This is a genomic window from Brevibacillus sp. NPDC058079, assembly GCF_042885155.1.
Lineage (GTDB): Bacteria > Bacillota > Bacilli > Brevibacillales > Brevibacillaceae > Brevibacillus.
Genome location: NZ_JBHVSO010000001.1, coordinates 682,074 through 702,753 on the forward strand (window position 1 = coordinate 682,074; position 20,680 = coordinate 702,753).

Sequence of the window (20,680 nt, forward strand, 5' to 3'; positions counted from 1 at the left end):
ACTCCTTTGATTAGTGTTGGGAAGCTCTGCTATAGTATTCGTGCAGCCCCAAGGAATAGGTTTCCCTAAATACATCATTTAATTCCAAAAATAACCTTGTAGCTGGAGGTACCAAGAAAATGATTCAATCCATCGTCAATATCACTTTAGTCGTCAAAGATTATGATGAAGCCATTGAGTTTTATACCAAGAAGCTCCATTTTACCTTAGTGGAAGATACGTATCAGCCAGAACAGGATAAGCGGTGGGTTGTCGTAGCTCCACCTGGTTCTGTTGGCACGACGATCTTGCTTGCAAAAGCATCCAAACCTGAACAAGAGCTATTTATCGGGAATCAGACTGGTGGGAGAGTTTTTCTCTTTTTAAACACAGATGATTTTTGGAGAGATTATCATGAGATGGTCGCAAGAGGAATCCAATTTGTGAGAGAGCCAAAAGAACAGCCGTATGGAATGGTGGCGGTCTTTCAGGATTTATATGGCAACCTGTGGGATTTGCTAGAGCTGAATGAAGATCATCCGATTGCCAAACGAATGAAGTAGCGAGTTACCCAGCCAGACAAAAAACAGGTCTTACCTCCAGCGAAGTGGATGGAAAGACCTGTTTTTCATTTCATGTTATACGATATAGGACAGTCCCATGATCAAAATGATTGCCACAACAGAAAGAATGGTCTCCATTACTGTCCATGTTTTCAATGTATCTTGCACAGACATATTGAAGTATTCTTTGATCAGCCAAAATCCGGAATCATTTACGTGAGACAGGATGAGGGAGCCAGAACCTGTTGCCAGTACCAAAAGCTCTGGGCTTGTTCCAGGGACTTGCAGCGCGATCGGACCTACGATACCTGCTGCCGTCATCATGGAGACGGTTGCAGAACCAGTTGCCACACGGATCAAGGCAGCGATCAGCCAGCCTAGGAAAATAGGGGAGATCGCAGACGCAGTAGCGAGCTCAGCAATATAGTCACCCACACCGCTGTTCAGCAGTACTTTGTTAAATGCGCCACCTGCACCGATGACGAGCAAGATTGTCGCGGTTGGGGCCAAGCAATCATTTGTGAATTTGAGAATATCGTCTTTAGTAAAACCACGATTGAACCCGAGCGTCCAGAAGGAAACAATCACGGCAATCAACAGAGACGTAATCGGGCTTCCGATAAAATCAGCCCATTGGCGAATGGTATTTTCTTTTGGTAGAGTCACATCTGCAACCGTAGCAGACAACATCAACAGCACAGGGAGCAGGACGGTGAAGACGGTGATCCCAAAGCTAGGCAAATCACGCTCGGATTTTGGCTCAGCCAACTGGGAAGCGAGCTCTGGAGAGATGCTGGTCTTGACTCGTTTGCTAATCCAACTGCCGTAGAGCGGTCCTGCAATGATCGCGGAAGGTAGCGCGACAATGATCGAGAGCAAAATCGTTTTACCGACGTCCGCCTGGAACAGATCGACAGCGGCCATAGCAGCAGGGTGCGGCGGCACGATTCCGTGAACGATAGACAGGCCAGCTACGAGCGGAATTCCGATTTTGACAAGCGAGACACCTGTTTGTCTCGCAATCGTAAACACGAGTGGAATCAAGAGAACAAAACCAACCTGGAAAAATACCGGAATCCCTACGATAAACGCGACGAACATCATGGCCCAGTGTACGTTTTTCTCACCGAAGCGATTGATGAGAGTACGGGCAATGCGTTCGGCACCGCCAGATTCTGCCATCATTTTGCCAAGCATAGTTCCCAAGGCAAGCACGATCGCGATAAAGCCGAGAGTGCCACCCATTCCATCCTTGATCGAATCCACAACTTTTACAAGCGGCATGCCAGATGCGATTCCCACAAATCCAGCGGCCAATAACAACGCAATAAATGGGTTCAGTTTGAAGCGAGTAATGAGAACGAGCAGAAAGATGATGGACAGCAGTGTAATGACGAGTGGCATGACGAACCCTCCCTAGTTGTTGTCTCTAGTTGTTCAACCGCTTTTGGAATTCGGCTATCAGCTTGTACTCTTCCAGCAGGTTGTAATAAACACGCTCGTATATATAGAAAAGCTCCAAATAGACACTGGATCGTTCCAAATCAGGCTCATGGCGATGCGAAATATGAATCATCTTTTTCACATCTTGCAAATGATCCATTGCCCCCAATGCATGCATTGCCAAGAGAGCGGCACCAAAGCTCGAGCTTTCATGACTCTCCGGAATCAGCACTTCATAGCCGAACATATCGGACATAATCTGGCGCCATTCCCGCGAACGTGCGAATCCACCCGATGCACGGATTTCCTTGGCTCCACCTGCCAGGTCGCGCAGGGCGATACCGATGCTGTAGACGCTAAACAAGATTCCTTCGAGAACAGCTCGGATAAAATGCTCGCGCTTGTGATGGAGGCCGATACCGAAGAAGGAGCCTCTTGCTTGGGCGTTCCAGTACGGAGCTCGTTCGCCGGATAGGAAGGGGAGAAAGAGCAACCCGTCTGCACCAGCTCGAACATGCTCAGCAGCTTGAATCATGACTTCATAGGGATCAACGCCGAGCTGTTTGGCTTTTTCCACTTCGGGCCAACTGAATTCGTCACGGAACCAGCGAAGCATGATCCCACCGTTGTTCGAGGGTCCGCCAATCACCCAATGGTTTTCCGTCAGCACGTAGCAGAAAGTCCGTCCTTTTGGATCGGTGATCGGCTCTGGAACTACGGTTCTTACAGCGCCACTCGTGCCAATGGTGATGGCTACTTGTCCGTGATCAATGGCACCGATGCCGAGGTTGGCCAAAACTCCATCACTGGCACCGACAACGAAAGGCGTATCTGGATCGATCCCGATCTCTTCCGCATAACGAATCTTCATTCCTCGCAGGATATGAGTAGTTGGTACAGGCTCACTGAGATGTTGCTTGGAAATGCCTGCGACTTGCAGCGCCTCCTCATCCCAGTCGAGCTTTCTCAGATTGAACAGCCCCGTAGCGGAAGCAATGGAGTAATCGACGATATACTCACCAAAAAGTCGATAAATGACATACTCCTTGATCGAAATAAACTTGGCTGCCCGCCGAAACGTATCTGGCAAGTTCTCCCGTAGCCACATGATTTTGGGCAGTGGAGACATGGGATGGATGGGCGTGCCCGTCGCTAAGTAAATCTGATGACCGACACCGTCCGCTTTTAGTCGATCTGCTTGTGCCACGCTCCGATTGTCAGCCCAGATAATGCTGTTCGTCAGAGGATTGCCACTCGGGTCGACAGCGATCAGACTGTGCATGGCAGTAGAGAAGCCAATACCACCGATCTCGCTTTTGGCAATGCCTGCATGCTCCAGTGCTTGCTTCAATGCTTGGATGACAGCAGCAAAAATCGTCTCCGGCTCTTGCTCAGCCCAAGACGGCTGGGGAACGAGTAGCTGATAATCGATATTTCCCGTACCACGGATGGCGCCGGAAGGAGTGAAAACAATTGCTTTGGTACTGGTTGTCCCGATATCAAGCCCGATAAAGTAGGTTTGCGTCATAGAAGTCACCCCTAATTGAATACGCTTTCAACGTGTTGTCATGGAGATAACGCGATTATATAGAAATTTTTTTCATTTGTTAAGCATTAAGAAAAAAATTATTTCATAATTGAACACTTCACACGTTGCTTGTATGATTTGCATTTTTCTCCTGCAAGTTGCAAGAGGAGGCAAGCAAAAGAAAAAACGCCTGATTTACAGGCGTTTGAGTGAGATGGCTTCGCGGATGTGCTGGATATTGGCGATCGTATCATCCTGCCGCCGTAAGGATACGGCTACATAGAGCAGATCAATTAAGCTGAGCTGAGCAAGCCTGGAGGACAGGGCTTCTGTACGAAATACCGTTTCGCGTGAAGTCGTGTATAAGCACATGTCTGCCAGACGCACGAGAGGAGATTTCCCATAGCTGGTGATGCCGATTGTTTTTGCTCCGGCTTCCTTGGCAACCTGTAGGGCTGCCAAAATATCTTTATTGGAGCCAGAGTGGGAGATGCCTACGACGACAGCACCTTTGCTAAGGAGAGAGGCGGACATCACTTGATAGTGTGCATCAGAATGATAGAGACAAGGGATGCCTGTCCGCATAAATTTGTGGTACGCATCCTGCGCGATGACGGCTGAGCCTCCGGAGCCATAAAACTCGATCCGGCTTGCGTTTTCCAAACAGGAGACGATTTTCATTAACTCATCTTTATTGATAATCTGCTGTGTGTCCCGAATCGTCTCGATATTCGCTGTGAAAATTTTTTCAGCAATCGCACTGACGTCATCGTCGTCGAGATTGATTTCTTGGTGAATCGTTTGCTTCGGATTCGTGACTTCACTCGCCAAGGCGATTTTGAATGCTTGGTAGCCGCGAAAGCCAAGTCTGCGACACAGACGAAATACGGTAGCATCTGCACACTGGCATTGGTCGGCTAGCTCCGTGATAGAGAAGTGAATAATTTCACTGGCATGCTCCAAAATATAGTCGGCGATCTGTTGTTCTTTCCCGCTTAATTGCGTATAGATGGCGCGTAATTGCGTGAGCACCCGAGGAGCATGCGGGGTGGAAGCGTTCATCAATAGGTACCTCCTAACGTTCCATTGTGAATCTGTACTGATAGTATAAGGAAAACAAGACTCCTTTTCATAGGTTCGAAAAAATTTTCTTCATTTTTGATGAAAGATGAAAATTTTTGTCTTATAATACGTGGTAATGGATATGATCCAAAAAGGAGTGACGTACACGATATGAAACTGGCGATCCTCGGATTAGGAAAAATGGGGTACAATCTCACGCTTAATTTGCTCTCGCATCAGCATGAGGTCGTAGCCTATGATGTAGATTCTACGCGTGCAGAAGAGTTGAGTCATGAAGGTGCGATTCCAGCATTTTCGGTGGAAGACGCTGTGGCGAAGCTGCCGACACCTCGCGTAATATGGCTGATGGTACCTGCAGGCGAGATTGTGGATCAATTGGTTGATCAACTCTCTACCTTGCTAGCTGCCGGAGATATCGTCATTGACGGTGGAAACTCTCATTACAAGCAATCGTTAGATCGCTATGCTCGCTTAAAGGAAAAGGGCATTCACTTCATGGATGCAGGTACGAGCGGAGGCATGGAGGGAGCGCGCCACGGAGCATGTATGATGATTGGTGGAGATCGGGAAGCATTCACTCATATTGAGCCGATGATTCGGGACATTAACGTCGAAAACGGATATTTATACGCAGGGGAAGCGGGCAGCGGCCACTTCTTAAAAATGATTCATAACGGAATCGAGTACGGCATGATGCAGGCGATCGGGGAAGGCTTTGAGGTACTTGCGAAAAGTCAGTATAACTACGATTTTGCTGAGGTCGCACGCGTGTGGGCAAATGGTTCCGTCATTCGAGGCTGGCTGATGGATTTAACAGAGCGAGCTTTTCGAAAAGACGCCAAGCTCGATGAAATCCGTGGGGTCATGCATTCTTCCGGGGAAGGAAAATGGACGCTGGAAACCGCGCTGGATCTACAGGCAGCTACACCTGTGATTGCGATGTCCTTGCTGATGCGTTACCGTTCGTTGGACGAGGATACTTTCCACGGAAAAGTGGTCGCAGCCTTGCGCAATGAATTTGGCGGACATGCCGTAGAAAAGAAATAAGAAATGGGATGACCGTAAAGGTGCTTCGGTGGTTGGAGCTCCGGGGTCATCCTTTTTTGTTTTGCATATGGAAGAAGAAGGAATTTTCAATCGTATAGCAAAGTATGCAGGTATCGCCCAAAAGTTTGCCTGGTCGAAAAGTGCTTTTTTATTCAGTAGCTTCTAAAACGATGGGAGGATGGAAAGATGAGCGTTGAAGAGGTTGTTTTGTACAAGAATGAGAAAGGAATCGTGACCCTTACGCTAAACAGGCCAGAGGCATTGAATGCATTGAACCGAGATATCCTTAATCAGCTTTCGACCATCTTAGACAGGATCAAAACTGATCCCAGTGTGAAAGCGGTCATCCTTACAGGGGCGGGAGAAAAAGCTTTTTCGGCCGGCGCCGACATCTCGTATCTGCATCAGGCGACACCGCTGGAAGTAAGGGATTTTGCTCAGTTGGCCGTTTCAGTGACCAGTCAAATCGAATCGTTGGGAAAAGTAGTCGTTGCTGCAATGAACGGCTATGCGTTAGGCGGGGGCCTTGAGATCGCAGAATCGTGCACGCTGCGTATTGCGGTTCATCATGCCAAAATGGGACATCCCGAAGTACGAATTGGAGCAGTGGCGGGCTTTGGTGGAACAACCAGACTCCCTAGGTTAATAGGAAAAGGCCGTGCAGCGGAGTTGCTCCTTACAGGATCAGCGATAGATGCGGATGAAGCATACCGAATGGGACTGGTAAATCGGGTCGTTTCGCGTGAGCGGCTACTGGCAGAAACAGAGGAGGTTCTCCAAGAAATTTTGTCTCAGTCTCCGCTGGCAGTGAAACTAACGTGGGATGCGATTCATCGAGGGAGTAACCTGACAGTAGAGGAGTCCGCACTTCTAGGCGCAGACTACTTCGGACTCGTGGCATCCACTGAAGACTTCCGGGAAGGAACCAAAGCTTTCTTAGACAAGACTCCACCGCGTTTTACAGGGAGATAATCACAAGAGCTTCAATACCTCACACAATTCAACCAACCGTCTAACACCGTACATCTGATGGCGATTGCGATCGTGAATGCTCCTGATCGCATCTGCCGTCACTTTTTTTGCTTGCTCAATACTTTGATTTTCTACTGCTTGTACAATTTCTTTCATATTCGTTAAAAAATACACCGTATTGCGCAATGTGCGGATAAGCAAAATCTTCCGTATATCCATGGGAGTGAATTGGCGGTAGCCATTCTCAGGATCGCGTGGCAGTACAAGCAAGCCTTCTTTTTCCCAATGGCGGATCGCAGACGTTGTGACTCCTGTGTAAGCAGCGACTTCACCAATCGTCATGCGGTTTCGCCACTTTTTGTTTGGAGGCAAGGAGAGATCGAGATTTTCCAAAAGTTCGAGTGTTTGGTCGGCTGCGACCTTTTCTTGTTGGAGGTTGGCCTGTTCTTTATTCACGAGCCAAAATGCAGCATCCATATCCGCTTTTTGAAGCGATCGAAGGACTTCACAGGTGACAGCGACTCCAAAGCCGGGAAACATGGCGCGCAGGCAACGAAAATAGGCAAGATGGATTTCTGTATATAGTCGATAACCATTGTCTGCACGATCAGGAGCAGGAACGACTCCCCATGATTCATAATGGCGCAAAGCACTCGTGCTAATATGTAGCTCGCGAGCGATCTCAATCGGCTTGTAATAAGGCATCTGACGCACCTCCCGCTGGTTAGTTATCGCGGATTTCACTATACCAAGAACAACATGTTGAATCAAATGCTTCTGTTAATTGGAAAGTCGTAATACTTTTACCCTGTTCAGTATGGGATGGAAAAGCGAATATTGTCAGTAGATATTGATTCTTCTTTTTCAGAGGTGAGACAATGTATGGCCATTGTTCAGCTACAATCAGAGAACCCGGACTTTTCGTACATGATCAAAAAAAATCCGAATTCCGGACTGAGTTTACGATCCATTCGAAAAGGCATCGCATACGGGTGGTTTTCTAATACGGATACATATAACGTTTACTTTAAAGATGCAGAAAATGAGGTTTCCTACAAACAATCCGAACAGGAGCATTTTGAATATTTGAATGTCTCCCGGTACAATACACCCTTGTTTCCGTTAAATGCGATCAATGAATTTTTTTCCGCTCCGATGAAGCAACACGACGAACGGGATGTTGAAGGGTACGAGCATGTTTTTTTCATTAATATGATTCACATCGAACGACTGCTGTATCTGACATTTTTTGAGAAGCACCTCAAGGATTTCACCTTTGAACTCAAGCACCACGCCGATAAAAGCTACGCTTTGACCATCACAACGAAAACGAGTCTGCATCAGCTTCTCCACGTCGTGAGCGTGTTCTGTCTATTCTTGAGTATGTTTGGAAAAGAGTACATCGATATATCCGATAACATCCTGGATAAATACATCAAAAGCTTCCATGTTATCGACGCACCTTTTTACATACGAAGCCTGTTCGCTCGCAACTTCCTGACAACCAGAGAGCGCTATCGCAAGTACAAGGCTGAGATCGAGAAGACAAGCCGCTACCCCATTCAATTGGAGTATGGCAGCACCGGTTTGCAGAGAAGGAACTACATCGCGAGTAAGCTTCCTTTTACGAAATCCATTGTGGATATCGGATGCGGAGAAGGCTTTTATGCGATCCCGTTCGCTACCAAGCTGCCGCAGTATTACTATGCGATCGATATCGATGAACAATCACTGGAATTAGTCAGACGCAGGGCAGGGGAAAAAGAAATCTCGAATCTGATTTTGTTCCGCTCGCTTGATCAGTTTTTACAGGATTATAACGGTGAGCAGGTAGATGTCATTTTAACTGAAGTCATTGAGCATATGAGCAAAGAAGAAGCGAGAGCTTTCATTAAGCAAATCTGTAGTCGATTGGATTTTGACCATTTTATCATTACGACACCGAACGCGGATTTTAATCAGTTCTATGAGCTGGAAGGCTATCGCCACGACGATCATAAATGGGAAATGGGACAAGAAGAGTTCCAGGCATGGATGACCGAGATTATGGAAGAAGCCGGGGTGCAGGGGCAATTTGTATCCATAGGTGACGGCGTGAATGACATACACACCACACAAGGCGTCATTGCCCAGAGAAAGGGGGCGTAACGACGATGCTGATACAGACGCAGGTTCACACGATTTTTATGCTCGTCGGTCCCACCGAATGTGGGAAAACGACTTTTGCCAAGGAAGTACTCATGCCGAGGCTTTCTTTTGCAGATGAACAAAAAAACGTAAAAGCAATTGTCCAATATATTTCCTCGGATAGCATTCGCCAGGAACTGTTGGGCTATGATTACGACAAGTATGATCAGGTGATGCTGGAGGCTAGTGAGCAGGCATTTCAGCTCCTGTTTGAAAAGCTGCGCTTGGTGACTTCGTTTCCGATCAACGCCGAATTCGTGGTTGTAGATACAACAGGGCTAGCAGAAGACTTCCGCTCGAAAGTCCGCGAAATTGCAGCAGAGAACAATTACCGCTTGGAAGTGATCCTCTTTGATTATCGCAATCGGGATGATTACTACGCATCCGAGCGGTCAAAAAAACTGATTACCAACCATATTCTCCGGTTGAAGCAAGAAGTGCTCCGAGCATTATCCAAGGAAGGGTACCACGACATTCACCGGATACGGCACAAAGATTTTTATGTACTAGCTGATGGGGTGGCTAATCCTCGTTATGAGGTCTTGATCGAAAATAAGGATGCATATCTGGCTACGATCCTTCCCAAAGACCAAACATACATCATCATCGGAGACATTCACGAATGCGTCCATGAATTGAAAGGTCTCCTGCAAAACTACGGATTCAAGCTCGAAGACAATCGTCTCATCTCGACGGACAAGGTGCAGCATACCAAAATCATTGTCGCAGGGGACTGGATCGACAAAGGAGCGCAAACCAAGGAGATCATCGAGTTTCTATACGAAAATCAAAAGCATTTCTTGTTTGTTCTCGGGAATCACGAAAATTTTGTCTACAAGTACTTGCGCAAGGAACTAAAAGGGGTAGACCCACAGTTACTGGATACTTATTTTGATTCCACACACGTCTTGGAAAAAGACGCTGATTTAACAGCGATGTTCAATCACCTGTATACGCTGGCTCAGCCGTTTTACCGATCTAACGCACTGACTGGCCCGTCCTATTATGTAACACACGCTCCCTGCAAAAAGAAGTACATTGGAAAGCTTGATACGAATTCGATGCGGCGCCAACGCAATTTTCGGATAGACCGAACAGCTTCTTTGGAAGAGCAACTCGCATTTTTGACGGATGAAGCAGTCAGTAACCATCCGTACCATATTTTTGGACATATCGCGGCACAAAAAACGTTTCGCCTGAAGAACAAGCTCCATCTCGATACCGGATGTGTGCACGGAAATGCTTTGACCTCCATCGTGATCGCACACAAGCCGTTTTTCAAGTCGTTTCAGTCTGAGCATCGGGTGATGACAGAGGAACTACCGATCTTGTTCCATGCAGAAAAACAAGTATCCATGGGAGATTTGGAAGAGGAAGAACTTCATCGACTCCGTTACTGCTCGCAAAATAAGGTCAATTTTATTTCCGGAACGATGCCTCCGGCGGATAAGGATGAGGCGACTCAGGAGTTGGAGTCGTTGAAGGCGGGGCTGGACTATTTCGCAAATCGAGGTATTCATCAAGTCGTGTTGCAGCCGAAATACATGGGTTCGAGATGCAATCTCTATCTCCATCATGAACGCGACAAATGCTTTGCGATCAGCAGAAATGGCTATGCCATCAATCAGGTTGATTTGACACCGATTTATGACAAGTTACATGTAAGGTTCGGCGAATACATGGAGCAGAATGAAATGGCGATGCTCATCTTGGACGGCGAATTGTTGCCGTGGAGTGCAATAGGGAAGGGCTTGATTGAAAAGCAGTTCAAACCAATCGAATCCGCGCTGCGCAGTGAATTTGCATTTTTGCAGGAAAGCGGTTTTGAAGAGGCGCTTCACCAACTCGTTCACAACTATGACGAGAGCGGATTCGAAAAAGACCAGTTCCACCTATCCAAGAGTGCGCTCACGGAAAAATTCGGTTCACTCTTGTATCAAAACTACAAGTATGTGCGAGAAATCAAAGAGAGTTACGTTCCTGTCGACAAGCATTTGGAGGCCTATCACATTTACCAAAAACAGATGGAGCTCTATGCAGGAGAAGGGGAGCTTGACTACAAGCCTTTTTCCATTCTAAAGGCCGTCTATTTGAATGGAGACGAGCAATTGCCGAATTGGAAAACATCCGATATGTATCGCTTCGTAAATGACGATCATATTCTCGCCATCGATTTGTCTGAGCCGAATGCGTATGATCAAGCGGCACGTTACTTTTCCACGATTACACTGGAAAACAAAATGGAAGGCATCGTGATCAAGCCAGAGTTGATCGATCAGAAGGTCGTGCCTGCCATGAAGATTCGCAATCCGGAGTACTTGGCAATTATTTATGGCTACGATTACCGTTTCCCACACAAGTATCGCAAGCTTTTCAATCAGAAAAATATTACGAAAAAGCTCAAGACTTCGATGCAGGAACACAGGCTGGGTGAGCGGATGCTTGGTTTCAAATTCGACGACATTTCTCCAGAAAATACGGAGTATCAAACAGCAGTCGCAACGATGCTCTTTGAAGTGGCGAAGGAAAAAGAGATCGATCCACGGTTGTAAATGAAAAACGAGAAGCTGCTGACTGAGCAAGCTTCTCGTTTTGATTTGCAGAGCTATTTCTTGGACGATGGAGCAGCATCCCATGCTTCGATATTATCGACGCCTTCAATACTGTCCTTGTAGAACACAGGATCTTTTCCTGCTTTTTTCTGTTCCAAATAATCATGTAGCGCAGCATACGCGACTTTTGATAACATGGCGATCGCAATCAGGTTGACAATGACCATGAAGCCCATGAACAAATCGGCCAAATCCCATACGAGCTGTACCTTTGCCACTGATCCGAACAACACCATGGCAAGTACACTTAAACGATACAGCATGAGCCATGCTTTGCTTGTCTTTAAAAACTCGATGTTGGTCTCGCCGTAATAGTAGTTCCCGATCAAAGTACTGAAGGCGAACAGGAAAACCATAATGGCAAGGAAGCCAGAAGCCCAAGAACCGATATGAATGCTCAGTGCTGCTTGGGACAGCTCAATGCCACTCAATCCTTGTTGCGTGTACGCACCGGACAGCAAAATGATGAAAGCTGTGCTTGTACAAATCACGAGGGTATCGAATAGAACACCGAATGCTTGAATCAGACCTTGCTTCACTGGATGGCTCGTTGTTGCCGTTGCCGCAGCATTCGGTGCACTACCCATACCAGCTTCGTTAGAGAACAAACCACGCTTGATGCCGTGCATCAGGGCTGCACCCAGGGTTCCACCAGCGAATTGCTCGAATCCAAACGCGTTTTTCACAATCAACGCGATCATTGCAGGCATCTCAGTGATGTTCATCATCACAATAAACAGGGCCATACCTATGTACAACACAGCCAAGACAATCACGATGTACTCAGACATTTTTGCGATGCGTTTCACACCACCGAAAATAATCAATGCAAATGCGATAGTCATGATAATTCCGATTGTCAATCGGTCGGTACCGAACGAATTTTCAAAGGCAATCGTGATGGTGTTGGATTGCACGGCGTTAAATACGAGACCAAACGAAAGCGTGATGAGGACAGCAAACAGCGCGCCCATCCAACGTTTGTTCAGCCCTTTTTCCATGTAATAAGCCGGACCGCCACGAAAACCGTTCTTATCCTTGATTTTATAAATCTGAGCGAGCGTACTCTCAACAAAACTGGATGCCGAACCGATAATCGCAATGACCCACATCCAGAATACGGCGCCAGGACCACCTAATGCGATCGCAATAGCAATTCCCGTAATGTTCCCTGTACCGACACGCGCGGCCATACTAATAGCGAAAGCTTGGAAAGGGGAGATGCCGCCATCGTCTTTCGCTCTCCCTTCTTTAATGGAACGGATCATTTCCGGCAACATACGTACTTGCAAAAATTTACCCCGGAAGGTAAAGAACAAGCCTAACGCGATTAGCATGACAATGATAATATAGGACCACAAAAAATCGTTTACGGAAGTTGTTACATCGAGTAGGAATTGTTGCATCGTGTCACCTCGAATTTTCTTATGAATTTTTCCTTAGTATTCTCTAAAAAATCGTTACATCCCATTCCTGAGCCATATGTTTTAACAAAGAAACGCCCGCTACACTGTTTCCACAACCGTCAATAGAAGGTCCAAAAATACCGATTCCACAACCATCTTGAAACGGTGAATGTGGTTTGCGGTTAGGAGGAACCAGTGTCATGATACCGCCTGAGACACCACTTTTTGCTGGCAAGCCAACATTCGCGGCGAATTTGCCCGATGCATCGTACATGCCACAGGTGAGCATCAGTGCTTTGGCTAAACGGACGACATCTTTCGGGAGAACTTGTTCGTTGCGCATCGGATGGTAGCCATCGAGTGCCAAAAGGAGACCGATCAAGGCAATTTGCTCGGTGGTTACTTCAATCGAGCATTGGGTGAGATAGACCTCCAAAGCGTCCTCCACTTCGCACGCTAAATAGCCGGTATCCTTTAAATAGTGGGCGAGTGCCCGGTTTCTGTGAGAGTTTTCCCATTCGGAAAGAAACACTTCCTCGTTCACCGTGGGTGTAACACCTGTAATTTTACTGAAAAATGCATACAAGTAGCGCAGTTTATGATCCGGTGTTTGACCAGGGAGGAGTGAAGATGTCGTAATCGCTCCCGCATTGATCATCGGATTAAAAGGCTTACCTGGTTTGTTCATTTCCAGACGGATAATGGAGTTGAATGCATCTCCAGTCGGTTCTACATCTACCCGATCCAACACGTAAGGGATGCCATGGTAGCAGCAAGCAGCAATAAAACTGATTACTTTGGAAATACTTTGCATCGTGAAAGGAACTTCCCAGTCACCCGCCGTGTGCATTTTTCCTGTAGGCTCGATGATACAAATACCTAACTGATTCGGATCCGTTCTGTCCAAAGCAGGGATATAACTGGCACATTTTCCTTCAGATGCCTTGGAACGATATTGTTCCACCCATTGCTGTAATTCATCCACGAGTAAAACCTGTTGAATCAACGCCTTTCCCCCCAAAAATCGAATACACTGCTCTTACGCGAAGAGGAAGAGAAAGCGCTTCCATGCATCGCGAAATACATATAATGAACACTTTACAACCACCCTACAAAATAAAACAAAAACTCACAGATTGATTCATGTGAGTGTTACATTTTTTTTTGAGACTTGTCCTACATGCCTATCCTCGGTAAAAATAGATAGGGGCATCAAGAAACAACATGGGATGTGAAAGGCGTGCGTGTACAAACACAAGTAAAACGAGATTGGTATATATTGGCGCTCATGCTGATTACGGTCCCGTTGGCAGGAGAGTTGAAATTTTATCCCGTCAATGAGACATTTCGCATTAGCTTTGGAGCTCCTACCTTTTTCTTCTTTTTATTACTGTTTCAAAGAATTCCATCTGTTCTCGCTGGCTTTTTGACGGGGATTACGGTCGTATGCTTCCGGATTGTGATTGACCTTATCGCCGGGAATCATACAGCATGGGAGGCTTCTCTCCAAGCGCATTATTCTAGCTTTTTCTTTTATTTCGCTTATTCTGTTCTGTTTTATCTAACCGGAATGCGCCGTTTTCACAACAGGACGATTTTGGTTGGATTGATGGGAATGGTTATCGAGGTATTGGCTGACCTAGTAGAGGTTCTATCCCAATATGTGCTGCTGGATACTGTCCTCACTTGGGGAGCGGTGCAAGAGATGCTCGTCATCGCCCTATCCCACAGCTTTATCGTGATTAGTTTTCTCAATATGATGAAGCTATACGAAGCACAGTCGCGGGAGCAACAGACAAGAAAACAGAACGAGCATATGCTGATGCTGATTTCAAACCTGTATGAGGAATCGATTCATCTGAAAAAAACACTACAAAATGCCGAGAGTATTAGTATGAAGTCTTTCGAGCTATACCAGGGCTTGCATGAGCTTCATAAGGAACAGGTAGTATCAGCGAATGTAGAGAGCTTTGCCAAGCGAGCGTTGATTGTCGCAGGCGAGGTTCACGAGATTAAAAAGGACAACCAACGCATTTTTGCAGGGCTTCACAAGCTGATATCCGACGAAAGCATTTCCGATTACATGGACATCCATCAGCTCGTGGACATTATCAATCGAAGCAATATGAAGTATGCAACCTTGTTGGAGAAGGACATACAAATCACAGCTTCCATTTCGGGCACACATCCGCTCTACCACGTTTTCATGATGCTTTCTCTGATCAATAATCTGGTGGCAAATGCCGTGGAAGCCATCCAGCAAACAGGAGCCATTTCCATTGAAATCGATCGGATAGGCGATCTTGTGGAAATCAGAATCAACGATGACGGACCGGGAGTACCTCCACGGCGAAAGGCTTTGCTGTTCAAGCCTGGCTTTACTACGAAATACGATCAAACCGGCAACCCCTCTACAGGGATCGGACTGTCTTATGTACAACAATTGGTGGAACAATGGCAAGGGGAAATCTCCCTACAGGATGGAGTAGATGGGAAGGGGACAACATTTCTCATGCGATTACCAATTGATCCGATAACGAAGAAAGAGTGAGAAGATGCTGTTTTATTTAGTTGATGACGATGATGCTGTACGTCTCATGTTGACGGAAATCATAGAAGACGAGAATCTGGGCGAAGTCGTGGGGGAAGCAGCTGACGGCTCGATGGTAGACGGACATACGTTAACCGCACGCAACGTAGATATTTTGCTGATCGATTTGTTCATGCCCAACCGGGATGGGATTGAGACGATTCGCCAAGTGAAGCCGACATTCACAGGAAAGATCGTCATGATTTCTCAGGCAGAAACGAAAGACTTGATTGCCCAAGCGTACGCCCTTGGAAGCGAATACTACATTATCAAGCCTGTAAACAAGATCGAAGTCGTAACGATCCTCCAAAAAGTGATCGAGAAAATTCGCCTAGAGCGTTCGATACGGGACATTCACAAATCGCTGAATGCAGTCATGCAGGTGGACCAGCAGCCTTCCGGACAACTTCGTCCGTCACAGGGCAAACCACTTCGCGAGGCGGGGCAGTTTCTGTTAACGGAGTTGGGTATCGCGGGAGACAATGGAAGCAATGACTTGTTAGATATTTTGGACTTCTTGCATGGATACGAACAGACGCATACGTTTAAAAATGGATTCCCAGCTCTGAAAGAGATCTTTGTGGCAGTAGCACAGGACAGGATCGGAGTAGCTGTGGACGATCCACAAGTCGCCAAGGTTGTCAAAGCTTCTGAGCAGAGAGTCCGTCGAGCGATCTATCAGTCGCTGAATCATTTGGCGTCACTTGGGCTTGCGGACCTCTCGAATTGGAAGTTCGAAAATTACGCTTCACAGTTTTTTGATTTTACGTATGTGTGGAAGAAGATGGCGGAGTTAAAGAGCAATGCTGCATCGCCTGGTTCAGATATTCGGATCAATATGAAAAAGTTCATTCAAGTGCTGTATGCTGAGGCGAAGCGCATTCAGTCGGAGGCGTGATTGTCCTGTGTCTGACGTGTAGAGGTAAGTCCTGATCATGTTGATTAGGGCTTTTTGTTTTGTATGGGAATGTGTTTTTTATTGACTAAACGTTCATTCAATAATAAACTGGGATCATATACCAAATCTACAATTCACGGAGGGATCACCGATGGATTTGTACTATGAGGTTTCAGGGGAAGGAAAACCACTCATTCTATTGCACAGTGGCGGTGCTGATTTGCGAGATTGGATGTATGTCGCGCCGATTCTGGCGAAGCATTATCAGGTCATCGCTTTCGACGGACGCGGATGCGGAAAATCGCCGTCTCCAACAGAGACAGCCAACTACGTCGCTGATTTGCTTTCCGTCATGGACCATTTCCAGCTGGACGAAGCCACGCTCGTAGGGCACTCAATAGGCGGACGAATTGCAACGGATTTTACGCTGACTTATCCGCAGCGAGTGAGTAAGCTCGTGCTGATTGCTCCTGATTTGACAGGGTATATACCGAGTCAGCCATTCACGGAATGGATGGAGAAAATCCAAGTAGCACCGGATGTTGACCGTATGGTAGAGCTTTCCTTATCCGCCTGCCCGTACCGCCACGTGATGGCAAGTCCACAGAAGGACCTTCTGGTAGAGATGGCGAAGCATAATTTAGCAAAAATATTCGAGTGGGCGACATGGGAGTCCGTCTGGCCACAGCCGCCTGCCATTGAGCGGCTCGAAGAATTAGCCAATCAAACATGCTTGATAATCGGCAAGGAAGATGCCCTAGATGCGAAACGGATTGCTGAATATTTTAAAGAAGTATTACCAGAGAGAAGGTTTATTGAGATAACGGGTGCCGATCATAAACCAACGTTGACGCATCCTGAAGAAATCGCTCGCGCTATCACTGAATTTTTGGAGGATTGACTGAACCGTGCCCCGTACCCCAGCTGAAAATGAACGCATTCGCCAAGCTGCAAAAGACAAAATCCATGCAGCCGCGATGACGCTTTTCATAAAAAAAGGCTACCACGCGACCTCAATCGACGATGTAGCCAAACAGGCCCAGATATCGAAGGGACTGCTTTACAATTATTACAAAGGCAAAGAAGAGCTTCTCGCCGCGATGGTCCAGATACGGATCGAGGAAGTAAAAGAAGTGATGGAGGCTGCTACGAAGCTTGCAACGCCGCACGAACAGCTGCGCCATATTGTCGACGGTGCGCTTGATAACGTCTACCAGCGACCAGATGTCTATCGTTTTTACTTGAATTTGCAAACGCAGCCCGAAGATGATCGGGTACTTGCTTCTTACAGAGAGCAATTAAATGAGGAGTCACGCAGGCAGTTTGAAGTGCAGTGCCGGATCTTCAAACAGTTAGGCGTAAAGCAGCCCAGATTGAGATCGCTCTATTTTTCTTCGGCGCTCCAAGGCGCAATGCTGATGATTAGGACTTATCCAGAAGGCTTTCCGGTTGAAGAGATGAAGGAGCAGATGATTCGGGAGTATTGTAGCCCTCCGGCAGAATCATAGAGTTACGTTCGTTCAAAAATGAAGAGGCTATCCCATTCGTAAATGATACTGGTGGGGTAACCTCTTTTTCTGTACGTTTGGTATAACTGCTAATAGTTCGAGGGGGGAAAATCATTCGCTTTTCAAAATCATGCACGCGGAAGAAGACTAAACCATCTAGATATATCTAAATATTTAAAATTGACAGAAATCCATAAAACCAATATATTGGTTTTATGGATACAAACCTACTCAAACAAATCGAACGCCCCTCATTACGCGAACAGGTATACCAAGGCTTGAAGAAAGCGATCATCATGCTAGAGCTAAAGCCAGGACAACGAGTCAACGACAACGAATTGGCAGCTTTATTTGGCGTGAGTCGAACACCTGTGAGAGAAGCGCTCAAGCGGTTGGAGGACGAAGGCCTTATTGAATCCGTTCCCGGCTCTCTAACACGGGTGACACCCTTACTTGAAAAGGAGGCGAAGCACGCTTTTCCTGTCGTTGCGGCCTTGCACGGGTTGGCAGCACGATTGGCGATGCCATTTGAGTCAGAAATTATCCGTAGTTTGGAGCAGTGGAGTGAAAAGCTGCAGATCGCACTCGAACAGCAAGATGTGATCAAAGCGATTGAAGCAGATGATGGCTTTCACGACGTGATTCTCGAGGCTGCGGGGAATCGTGAAATCTACCTGGCACTTGAGCGAGTTGTACCGAAAATTCGGCGTTTGGAATTTGCTCGGTTCGGTTCCTTAGAAGGGGTGGAATCAGTAGAACAGCACCGCAGAATCATCGAAGCGATTCGAGACAACAACAGTCAGCTTGCCTCTTCTTTGATGGAAGAAAACTGGATCAACCTTGGCAGATTGCTTACGGACCATTCCAATGATGAATAGGGGGTAATAGCATGAGTACGGTTGAACTGAAGGGGGAAGTACATGATTCGCGTGTTTTGCAATGGGCGCGATCCATTATTGAAGAGAGCCCGTCACACCGTCTGATTCAGCAAGAGATTGTGAATGCGGTAAACCGCAATGCGATTTGGCGAGGCGAGGAATGCTTGAATTTGCTCGCACCAGAAGCACCTACCACGCCTATCGTACGTCAACTGCTCGCTTCTGAGGTTGGTACTCGCGCTGCGGAGGGACATATCGGCAGCACGCAGAGATGGTTCGCTGGCACGAAATATATCGATGAAATCGAAGCGTTATGTGTTGAGCTATTGAAAAAAGTATTCCACGCCAATTTTGCTGACCATCGATTGGTAGCGAGCATGGTCGGGAACATGACAGTCTACGCGTCGTTAACGCAACCGGGCGATACGATTATGACGATCGCACAACCGTTTGGGGGACATTCCAGCAACCGGGTGGACGGGCCTGCTGGCATCCGCGGTTTGCAAATTGTCGATGTGCCAATGGACCCCGTTGAGCTTACCGTTGATCTGGACGAGTTCGCCAAAGTCGCACGGCAAGTTAGGCCAAAGCTCGTTACTTTAGGCGCGTCCATGACCTTATTTCCATTTCCACTGAAAGAAATGGCTGAGATCGTGAAAGAATGGGGCGGGCGTATTTATTTTGATGGCGCACACCAGTTGGGGTTGATCGGTGGCGGTCAATTTCAGGACCCCTTACGAGAAGGGGCATGTGTGATGACCGGCTCGGCTGGGAAAACGTTTAGCGGTCCACAAAGCGGTATCATTATCTGGAATGACCCGGAACTATCGGTACCGATTACAGATGCCATCTTCCCAGCACTTGCCGCAACACATCAAGTCAACCGGGTAGCGGCATTGGCTGCAGCGGCGGCAGAGTTTTTGGCATTTGGCAAGGAATACATGGCACAAATTGTGACGAATGCACAAGCACTGGGAAAAGCATTCGATGAACGGGGAATTCGGGTGCTTTGCGCGCATAAAGGCTATACACGTACACATCAAGTCATTCTGGACGTGAAAGAGTTTGGCGGCGGTTACGAGGTAGGCAAGCGATTGGCAGAAGCGAATATCATCACGAACAAAAATTTGATTCCAGGTGACGGACCAGAGGATTGGGACTTCCCAAGCGGTCTGCGTATCGGGACGACAGAAGTCACTCGCTTTGGCATGAAGGAACAAGAGATGGACATGATTGCAGAGCTGATTGTAAGTGTGTTGTCAGGTAGGGAAAAGCCCGAGGTTGTCCAGTCTAAGGTGATCGAATTGCGCAGATCGTTTAGCAAGATGCAGTTCTGCTTCCCAGAATAGAGTAGGTAGGATAAACACCGTATGCCGGAGTTCAAAACTTGGCATACGGTGATTTTTCGAGTCGTAAGTGGACTCTCATTCTTGACAATGTCATTTCATTTCGTAAATAATCGATGGATACCATCAAAGAATGGGAGTCTAAACGGATGAGTACAGACCATACAAACTCGGATGTTACCATTGATCAAACGACGAAAGAGCTGGCTCTCGCATTTGGTCAGTTAAAGCGGATCGGACATGTTTTCAGTCCTTCGAAAGACCTCCGTCAGAGCGAATTGAATTTGCTTGTTCACTTGACCTACGTAAGTCCGCCAGGCTCGAACGGCATCAGAGTTTCCGAGCTAGGCAAGCAGTTGAAAATAACGTCAGCAGCCGTGACGCATGTCATTCAATCACTCGAACAGCTTGGGTTTATCACCCGTACCGTAGGCCCAAAGGATCGACGCTCTATTCTCGTAGCCCCTACGAAAGAGGGATTTGAATTTGTGGCAGCGAGAGAACAAGAACTGTTTAATCGTTTTCAGCAATTGCATGAGCATCTTGGTACGGATGATGCGCAGGCACTCATACGGATATTAACGAAATCAATCAGATTCCTGCATACTTATCAGGATAACGATGAAGCACGACCATAGTT

At 47.0% G+C, this 20,680-nt stretch carries 18 protein-coding genes; 12 read left to right on the top strand and 6 right to left on the bottom strand.

Going from position 1 to position 20,680, the window contains the following annotated elements; genetic code table 11:
* Positions 1-119: 119 nt before the first annotated feature.
* Complete coding sequence (locus ACFVS2_RS03435) at positions 120-542, top strand: VOC family protein (protein WP_173617723.1); 423 nt, start codon at positions 120-122, stop codon at positions 540-542.
* 75 nt (positions 543-617) lie between these two features.
* On the opposite strand, the gene ACFVS2_RS03440 is transcribed toward ACFVS2_RS03435, so the two are convergent.
* The 3 genes from ACFVS2_RS03440 to ACFVS2_RS03450 all read right to left on the bottom strand — a co-directional run bounded on the left by ACFVS2_RS03440 (position 618) and on the right by ACFVS2_RS03450 (position 4,575).
* Complete coding sequence (locus ACFVS2_RS03440; protein ID WP_390230923.1) at positions 618-1,946, bottom strand: GntP family permease; 1,329 nt, start codon at positions 1,944-1,946, stop codon at positions 618-620.
* Between the two features lie 25 nt (positions 1,947-1,971).
* Positions 1,972-3,513 (bottom strand): gluconokinase, encoded by a 1,542-nt coding sequence (gene gntK, locus ACFVS2_RS03445; RefSeq protein WP_144615740.1) that lies wholly within the window; start codon positions 3,511-3,513, stop codon positions 1,972-1,974.
* A 195-nt stretch (positions 3,514-3,708) separates the two neighbouring features.
* Positions 3,709-4,575, bottom strand: a complete 867-nt coding sequence (locus tag ACFVS2_RS03450) for a MurR/RpiR family transcriptional regulator (protein WP_390230926.1) — start codon at positions 4,573-4,575, stop codon at positions 3,709-3,711.
* Positions 4,576-4,746: 171 nt separating this feature from the next.
* Here ACFVS2_RS03450 and gnd point away from each other — a divergent pair, with 171 nt between their 5' ends.
* Together gnd and ACFVS2_RS03460 are read left to right on the top strand one after the other, a co-directional pair.
* Complete coding sequence (gene gnd / locus ACFVS2_RS03455) at positions 4,747-5,643, top strand: phosphogluconate dehydrogenase (NAD(+)-dependent, decarboxylating) (RefSeq protein WP_069845130.1); 897 nt, start codon at positions 4,747-4,749, stop codon at positions 5,641-5,643.
* Between the two features lie 186 nt (positions 5,644-5,829).
* Positions 5,830-6,615, top strand: a complete 786-nt coding sequence (locus tag ACFVS2_RS03460; RefSeq protein WP_390230929.1) for an enoyl-CoA hydratase/isomerase family protein — start codon at positions 5,830-5,832, stop codon at positions 6,613-6,615.
* Here the strand turns inward: ACFVS2_RS03460 and ACFVS2_RS03465 are convergent, their stop codons facing one another.
* A complete protein-coding gene (locus tag ACFVS2_RS03465; RefSeq protein ID WP_390230931.1) occupies positions 6,616-7,320 on the bottom strand; it encodes a MerR family transcriptional regulator in 705 nt (234 codons plus the stop codon). It abuts the gene before it with no gap.
* A 177-nt stretch (positions 7,321-7,497) separates the two neighbouring features.
* Here ACFVS2_RS03465 and ACFVS2_RS03470 point away from each other — a divergent pair, with 177 nt between their 5' ends.
* A complete protein-coding gene (locus ACFVS2_RS03470; protein ID WP_390230934.1) occupies positions 7,498-8,763 on the top strand; it encodes a class I SAM-dependent methyltransferase in 1,266 nt (421 codons plus the stop codon).
* Between the two features lie 5 nt (positions 8,764-8,768).
* Entirely contained in the window at positions 8,769-11,354 is a 2,586-nt protein-coding gene (locus ACFVS2_RS03475; protein ID WP_390230938.1) for a metallophosphoesterase, read from the top strand.
* A 53-nt stretch (positions 11,355-11,407) separates the two neighbouring features.
* On the opposite strand, the gene ACFVS2_RS03480 is transcribed toward ACFVS2_RS03475, so the two are convergent.
* Both ACFVS2_RS03480 and ACFVS2_RS03485 read right to left on the bottom strand, forming a co-directional pair.
* A complete protein-coding gene (locus tag ACFVS2_RS03480) occupies positions 11,408-12,820 on the bottom strand; it encodes an alanine/glycine:cation symporter family protein (RefSeq protein ID WP_390230941.1) in 1,413 nt (470 codons plus the stop codon).
* 43 nt (positions 12,821-12,863) lie between these two features.
* Positions 12,864-13,841 (bottom strand): glutaminase, encoded by a 978-nt coding sequence (locus tag ACFVS2_RS03485; RefSeq protein WP_035291144.1) that lies wholly within the window; start codon positions 13,839-13,841, stop codon positions 12,864-12,866.
* 267 nt (positions 13,842-14,108) lie between these two features.
* Here ACFVS2_RS03485 and ACFVS2_RS03490 point away from each other — a divergent pair, with 267 nt between their 5' ends.
* From ACFVS2_RS03490 to ACFVS2_RS03520, 7 genes are all read left to right on the top strand, one after another.
* Entirely contained in the window at positions 14,109-15,371 is a 1,263-nt protein-coding gene (locus ACFVS2_RS03490; protein ID WP_390232389.1) for an ATP-binding protein, read from the top strand.
* Positions 15,372-15,375: 4 nt separating this feature from the next.
* Positions 15,376-16,308: a response regulator gene (locus ACFVS2_RS03495; protein ID WP_390230944.1), complete on the top strand. Its 933-nt coding sequence runs from the start codon at positions 15,376-15,378 to the stop codon at positions 16,306-16,308.
* A 151-nt stretch (positions 16,309-16,459) separates the two neighbouring features.
* The gene (locus ACFVS2_RS03500) at positions 16,460-17,209 is read left to right on the top strand and encodes an alpha/beta fold hydrolase (protein ID WP_390230947.1); all 750 of its coding nucleotides are present in this window, start codon (positions 16,460-16,462) and stop codon (positions 17,207-17,209) included.
* A 7-nt stretch (positions 17,210-17,216) separates the two neighbouring features.
* The gene (locus tag ACFVS2_RS03505; RefSeq protein ID WP_390230950.1) at positions 17,217-17,816 is read left to right on the top strand and encodes a TetR/AcrR family transcriptional regulator; all 600 of its coding nucleotides are present in this window, start codon (positions 17,217-17,219) and stop codon (positions 17,814-17,816) included.
* Positions 17,817-18,031: 215 nt separating this feature from the next.
* Positions 18,032-18,694 carry a GntR family transcriptional regulator gene (locus ACFVS2_RS03510; RefSeq protein ID WP_390230953.1) on the top strand — a complete coding sequence of 221 codons (663 nt, stop codon included), beginning with the start codon at positions 18,032-18,034 and terminating at the stop codon, positions 18,692-18,694.
* Positions 18,695-18,705: 11 nt separating this feature from the next.
* The gene (locus tag ACFVS2_RS03515) at positions 18,706-20,043 is read left to right on the top strand and encodes a serine hydroxymethyltransferase (RefSeq protein ID WP_390230956.1); all 1,338 of its coding nucleotides are present in this window, start codon (positions 18,706-18,708) and stop codon (positions 20,041-20,043) included.
* Between the two features lie 146 nt (positions 20,044-20,189).
* A complete protein-coding gene (locus ACFVS2_RS03520; RefSeq protein WP_390230959.1) occupies positions 20,190-20,678 on the top strand; it encodes a MarR family winged helix-turn-helix transcriptional regulator in 489 nt (162 codons plus the stop codon).
* Positions 20,679-20,680: the final 2 nt, after the last annotated feature.

Excerpts from the sequence above, each read along its gene's own strand:
- ACFVS2_RS03435 (WP_173617723.1), top strand. The coding sequence starts at position 120 with ATGATTCAATCCATCGTCAATATCACTTTAGTCGTCAAAGATTATGAT.
- ACFVS2_RS03440 (WP_390230923.1), bottom strand. The coding sequence starts at position 1,946 with ATGCCACTCGTCATTACACTGCTGTCCATCATCTTTCTGCTCGTTCTC.
- gntK (WP_144615740.1), bottom strand. The coding sequence starts at position 3,513 with ATGACGCAAACCTACTTTATCGGGCTTGATATCGGGACAACCAGTACC.
- ACFVS2_RS03450 (WP_390230926.1), bottom strand. The coding sequence starts at position 4,575 with ATGAACGCTTCCACCCCGCATGCTCCTCGGGTGCTCACGCAATTACGC.
- gnd (WP_069845130.1), top strand. The coding sequence starts at position 4,747 with ATGAAACTGGCGATCCTCGGATTAGGAAAAATGGGGTACAATCTCACG.
- ACFVS2_RS03460 (WP_390230929.1), top strand. The coding sequence starts at position 5,830 with ATGAGCGTTGAAGAGGTTGTTTTGTACAAGAATGAGAAAGGAATCGTG.
- ACFVS2_RS03465 (WP_390230931.1), bottom strand. The coding sequence starts at position 7,320 with ATGCCTTATTACAAGCCGATTGAGATCGCTCGCGAGCTACATATTAGC.
- ACFVS2_RS03470 (WP_390230934.1), top strand. The coding sequence starts at position 7,498 with ATGGCCATTGTTCAGCTACAATCAGAGAACCCGGACTTTTCGTACATG.
- ACFVS2_RS03475 (WP_390230938.1), top strand. The coding sequence starts at position 8,769 with ATGCTGATACAGACGCAGGTTCACACGATTTTTATGCTCGTCGGTCCC.
- ACFVS2_RS03480 (WP_390230941.1), bottom strand. The coding sequence starts at position 12,820 with ATGCAACAATTCCTACTCGATGTAACAACTTCCGTAAACGATTTTTTG.
- ACFVS2_RS03490 (WP_390232389.1), top strand. The coding sequence starts at position 14,109 with ATGCTGATTACGGTCCCGTTGGCAGGAGAGTTGAAATTTTATCCCGTC.
- ACFVS2_RS03495 (WP_390230944.1), top strand. The coding sequence starts at position 15,376 with ATGCTGTTTTATTTAGTTGATGACGATGATGCTGTACGTCTCATGTTG.
- ACFVS2_RS03500 (WP_390230947.1), top strand. The coding sequence starts at position 16,460 with ATGGATTTGTACTATGAGGTTTCAGGGGAAGGAAAACCACTCATTCTA.
- ACFVS2_RS03510 (WP_390230953.1), top strand. The coding sequence starts at position 18,032 with ATGGATACAAACCTACTCAAACAAATCGAACGCCCCTCATTACGCGAA.
- ACFVS2_RS03515 (WP_390230956.1), top strand. The coding sequence starts at position 18,706 with ATGAGTACGGTTGAACTGAAGGGGGAAGTACATGATTCGCGTGTTTTG.
- ACFVS2_RS03520 (WP_390230959.1), top strand. The coding sequence starts at position 20,190 with ATGAGTACAGACCATACAAACTCGGATGTTACCATTGATCAAACGACG.